General features: G+C 33.8%; 4 protein-coding genes. All 4 read left to right on the forward strand.

Annotated elements, in window-relative coordinates:
* Window positions 1–212 precede the first annotated feature (212 nt).
* On the forward strand, window positions 213–1,775 hold the full coding sequence (gene nusA / locus WGMM_RS02650) for a transcription termination factor NusA (RefSeq protein WP_038249610.1): 1,563 nt from the start codon (window positions 213–215) through the stop codon (window positions 1,773–1,775).
* Window positions 1,776–1,784: 9 nt separating this feature from the next.
* Window positions 1,785–4,109: a translation initiation factor IF-2 gene (gene infB, locus WGMM_RS02655; RefSeq protein ID WP_038249614.1), complete on the forward strand. Its 2,325-nt coding sequence runs from the start codon at window positions 1,785–1,787 to the stop codon at window positions 4,107–4,109.
* Window positions 4,110–4,118: 9 nt separating this feature from the next.
* Complete coding sequence (locus WGMM_RS02660; protein WP_038249615.1) at window positions 4,119–4,517, forward strand: ribosome-binding factor A; 399 nt, start codon at window positions 4,119–4,121, stop codon at window positions 4,515–4,517.
* A 3-nt stretch (window positions 4,518–4,520) separates the two neighbouring features.
* The coding region (locus WGMM_RS02665) for a UbiA family prenyltransferase (RefSeq protein WP_038249616.1) at window positions 4,521–4,917 on the forward strand (397 nt) is incomplete at its 3' end.

Here is a 4,917-nt window from a genome sequence, read left to right on the forward strand (position 1 = left end):
TCCATCAAGCCAGTGGTGGGTTGACATTTCAACAACCATAGCAAGTGGAATATTGGTTGCAACGGTTTTAACTTTATTCTTTACTCCTGCGTTGCTTGTTATACAAAGACATGAAAAAACTTGACTTAAATTAGCAATCATTTAACATTTAAGATAGTGTTCTTTGCCCGTTGGAGCTATAATTATAACTAATTACATTGGATTTATTTATTATGATTGCTAATCGTAAAAGCAGTGTTAAGCAGAAAAGTAACAAGAATAACATAGTTGGAAGCCTTGATGTAATAAAAACAACAGGAGAGCTTTCACTTCAAAATGGTTTAGATTTTGATGTTGTAATAAAGGCACTAGAAAGTGCTATAGAAGCAGTGGCTTATCAAAAATATGGTAGCAAAAGTATAATTGTAGTTAATATAGATAGAAACACAGGCAAAGTCACTTCATACAGAAAACTAAAAGTTATTGATGACGAATCAAATAGAGAAGAGAATACTGAGTATGAATCAATTACGCTGACACAAGCTAAATTAATAAAAGAAGATGCAAAAATTGTAGATACTGTTAGTGAATTACTCTCTCTTAACACTGATCTTGCTTCAGCAAGAATTGCCCAGCAAAAAATTGCTCAAATAATTAAAGATGAAGAGTCAAAAAAGCAATATGAGGAATTTAAAGATAAGGTGGGAGAAATAAGGTATGGTATTGTTAAACAAGTAGAATATTCAGATCTTATTATAGACATAAATGGCACTAAGGCATATCTTCCATTACGAAATTTAACCGGTGGTGAATCATTTCGTGAAGGCGATAAGGTTAAAACTTATATACAGACTGTTAAGCGCTCTGATGATGGACGTCAAATTATTCTTTCTAGGACTCATGAAGGCTTTTTAGAGGCATTATTAAATCAAGAAATACCAGAAATTGCTGATGGGTTAGTAACAATTAAAGGTATAGCTAGAGACGCCGGCTCAAGGTCTAAGGTTGCTGTTTTCTCTCCTGACAAGAACATTGATCCAGTAGGTGCTTGTGTTGGAGTTAAGGGAGATAGAATAAAAACCATTATACACGAATTAAATGGTGAAAAAATTGACGTTATAAATTACTCCTCAGATTTGGGTCAATTTGTTATTAAAGCCATTACTCCTGCAGAAGTATCGAAGGTTATTATTGATGAAAATGAAAATTGCATAGAGTTAATAGTTGCTGAAGATCAATTGAGTTTAGCGATAGGAAAAAAGGGCCAGAATGTAAGATTAGCTTCAGAGCTTGTTGGATGGAAAATTGAGATATTAAGCACTCAGCAAGAATCAGAAAGGCGAAGTAAAGAACTTAGTCAATGTTCAGCTTTATTTGCTGAAGCTTTAAACTTAGAAGAGATTATGGGTCAGCTATTGGTAACAGAAGGTTTTTCAAGTGTAGAAGACATATCTAGCGCTTCAATTAAAGAGCTTGCTTCAATAGAGGGCTTTAATGAAGATATTGCAAACGAACTTCACAATAGAGCAAATAAGTACCTGAAAGCAGAAAATGATAGAAAAATAGAAGAGCTAAAAAGTTTAGGTATGGAGGATGATGTAATCAATTTAACTTTATCAATAGACAATAAAATTGCTCTTAGTAAGCATGATATTAAGACTTTAGAGGACATAGCAGATTTATCAAGTTATGAGTTTTGCAGCATACTCTCTTCCTCATCCGATAGCAGAGAAGATCTAAAAGATACAGCAGATTCAATAATCATAGAAGCACGTAAAAAGCTTGGATTAATATAATAAAATAATATGAATAATGAAGATATCAGTGATAAAAAATTAAAGCTCCAAGGTTTAAGCAAGCTTAAATTAGACCTCAATTTAAACTCTTCAACTAGCCCAAGTACTGGAGCTACAATAGTAAAAAAAAGAAGAAAAAAATCTCATGATGCAGAAGAACATAATTTATTTGACGAGAGTAAATTAGGTTCTTTAACAGAGAAAGAACAAATTTTCCGCATTAATGCTGTGCAGAATGCTGCTTTGCTGAAAGAAAAAAATCAGAGAGAAGAAAAAGAGAAAACAGCAAAAGAAGACAGCAATAAAGAGATTGACGAGAAAAATGAAGCGGACACTTTATCTAAAGAAATAAATAAGCAAGTTTTAAGTGATACTCACTTAGTTGAACTAAAAGAAGATAATATTGACTATGAGGGCGACGATAAAAAGTCTTCTAAAGTCAACAAAGATATATATTCTAAGCATTCTAAACTGGTAATTGCACAGGCAATAGATGAAAAAACTGAACAACCCCCTGTATTTAAGCAAAGATTTGGTATAAGAAGTAAAAAGTCAAAATTTACCAAGGGTAAAAATATATCAAGAGAAGTTATTATACCAGACAAAATAACTATCAGGGAGTTATCTATTCGCATGGCAGAAGATAGCAAGAGTGTGCTAAAAATGTTCAAAGAAGAAGTTGGTGAGAGTTATAGAGTAGATGATCTGGTGGATCCAGATATAGCATGTGAAATAGTGGAAAAATTTAATCATATGGCTAAACGAGTGAGCGATACCAACAGAGAAAAAGATTTATTTTTTATAGAAGGCAGAGAAAGCCTGCCTAAAAAACCTAAACCACCAATCGTCACTTTTATGGGACACGTCGATCATGGTAAAACCTCATTGCTCGATGCATTTCGTGAATCTAATGTTGCAGAAAGAGAGTCAGGTGGCGTAACTCAACACATAGGTGCTTATCAAATAACGACAAAAGATAAGCAAAAAATTACCTTTATTGATACACCAGGACATGAAGCGTTCACTGCGATGCGTGCACGTGGTGCCAATATTACTAATATAGTTGCAATAGTAGTTGCAGCTGACGATGGAATCATGAAACAAACAGTTGAAGCAATAAATCATGCAAAAGCAGCAAATGTTTCCATTATAGTTGCTATTAATAAAATTGATAAATCTGAGCCTGGTGATGTAGAAAAAATAATTAATAGTTTGCCTCAATATGATCTCATCCCTGAAGGGCTTGGTGGTGATGTTATGATTGTGCCAGTATCAGCAAAAAAGAAAACTAATTTAGATAAACTAGAAGAGACGATTTTGTTAATCGCTGAATTAATGAAGCTAGAAGCAATAGAAGATTGTCGAGCACTTGGATGGGTAATAGAATCCAAAATAGATAAAGCGAAAGGAATATCAGCCACATTGATAGTTGAGGAAGGAACGTTAAAGGTTGGTGATATATTGGTAGTTGGTACAACATACAGCAAAGTACGTAGTATGGTTAATCACCTCGGTCAAAGAGAAAAAGCAGCACTACCCTCCGCTCCAATTGAAATTACTGGTCTAAATGGTGTGCCAAATGCTGGAGATAAATTTGTTGTTATAAATTCTGAAAAACAGGCGCGTGAAATTGTTGAATACAGGCTAGAGTTAATCAAGAAAAAGAAAGAAGATTTGGGCGACAATAATTTAGATATATTCAGTCGTAATAACAGCGAAACAGAAGAACTATCTGTAGTTTTAAAGTGCGATGTAACTGGTTCTATTGAAGCAATATCAAGTTCAATTGATAAACTCGGTAAAGACCAAGTGAAATTAAATATCCTACACAAAGCAGTAGGAGGGATAACAGATTCAGATGTGCTGCTTGCAGAAGCATCAAGTGCAGTAATTTTAGCTTTTAATGTAAAAGTGGATTCAAAAATAAGGGACTTGGCAAAACAAAAAGGTGTAGAAATACATACTTATAACATAATATACGAGCTCATTGACGACATGAGAATGTATTTAACTAAAATGTTAAAGCCTGTTACACGAGAGGTTCGTGTTGGCTTTGCATCTGTGAGGCAAATATTTAATGTATCTAAAGCTGGTAATATCATTGGATGTTATGTAAGTGATGGAGTCATAAGAAAAGATTCTTTAATTAAGGTAGTGCGTGGTGGCAAATTGGTGCATGAAGGAAAGTTAAAAGCACTACGTAGATTTAAAGATGATGTTAAAGAAGTAGGTGTAAACTTTGAATGCGGAGTATCACTAGAGGGTAATGTCGATATTAAAGTTGGAGATATTTTGGAAGCTTATCAGTTGGTGCAAGAAGAAAGGGTGTTATAGTAGCTGGATATGAAAAAGGAAATTAGAAACCTAAAGATAGCATCGGTATTGCATAGAGCAATATCAAGAATTCTAATGGAAGGTAAGGTGTTCAATAAAAATGTAGCGGTATCTGACGTAAAATTAAGTAAAGATTTGAAAAAAGCAGATGTATATATTGTGTTATCTTCATTGAATATTCAAGTAGCTGACTACTTAGATCCAGAAAAAAGACGCACTGGAGATCCTTCTGAGAATAATTGTGATATTAATACTGTTGTTAATGAAATGAACCAATCTGCATGGTCAATACGTAAATCTATATTGTGTTATGTTGATTTGCGATTTATACCTGAACTAGTTTTCAAGCCTGACTTAGCGTTCGATAATTTTGTTAACGTAAGCAAAATATTACATAATCACACTTAATTAATGCATTTCAACCGTTACTTTTCATTAATGAGGTTGCACAGTTTAACGGGTTTGTGGCTTGTGCTATTTCCCAGTTTGAGCGGTATTCTTTTAGCCTCAACTTCTCTATCGTATCAGGTTCTTTTTCTCCTTGTTTTGTTTACTATAGGTGCATTTTTAATGAGACCAGCAGGGTGCATAATCAATGATATCTTCGATAGAAAAATAGATGCGCACGTTGAACGAACAAAATATAGGCCACTTGCAAGTGGTGCATTAAACATAAAGCAGGCTTTAGCTTTACTTTCACTGCTACTGTCTATTGCCCTGGTAATCTTATTATTAACTAATAAAACTACACTTATACTTGGAATAATCTCAATGTGTATGATAGCTACTTACCCTTTATTAAAGCGGT

Source organism: Wolbachia endosymbiont of Glossina morsitans morsitans (genome assembly GCF_000689175.1).
GTDB lineage: Bacteria > Pseudomonadota > Alphaproteobacteria > Rickettsiales > Anaplasmataceae > Wolbachia > Wolbachia pipientis.

What these genes read in the sequence shown, in the direction of transcription:
- nusA (WP_038249610.1), top strand. Translation starts at nt 213, where the DNA reads ATGATTGCTAATCGTAAAAGCAGTGTTAAGCAGAAAAGTAACAAGAAT.
- infB (WP_038249614.1), top strand. Translation starts at nt 1,785, where the DNA reads ATGAATAATGAAGATATCAGTGATAAAAAATTAAAGCTCCAAGGTTTA.
- WGMM_RS02660 (WP_038249615.1), top strand. Translation starts at nt 4,119, where the DNA reads ATGAAAAAGGAAATTAGAAACCTAAAGATAGCATCGGTATTGCATAGA.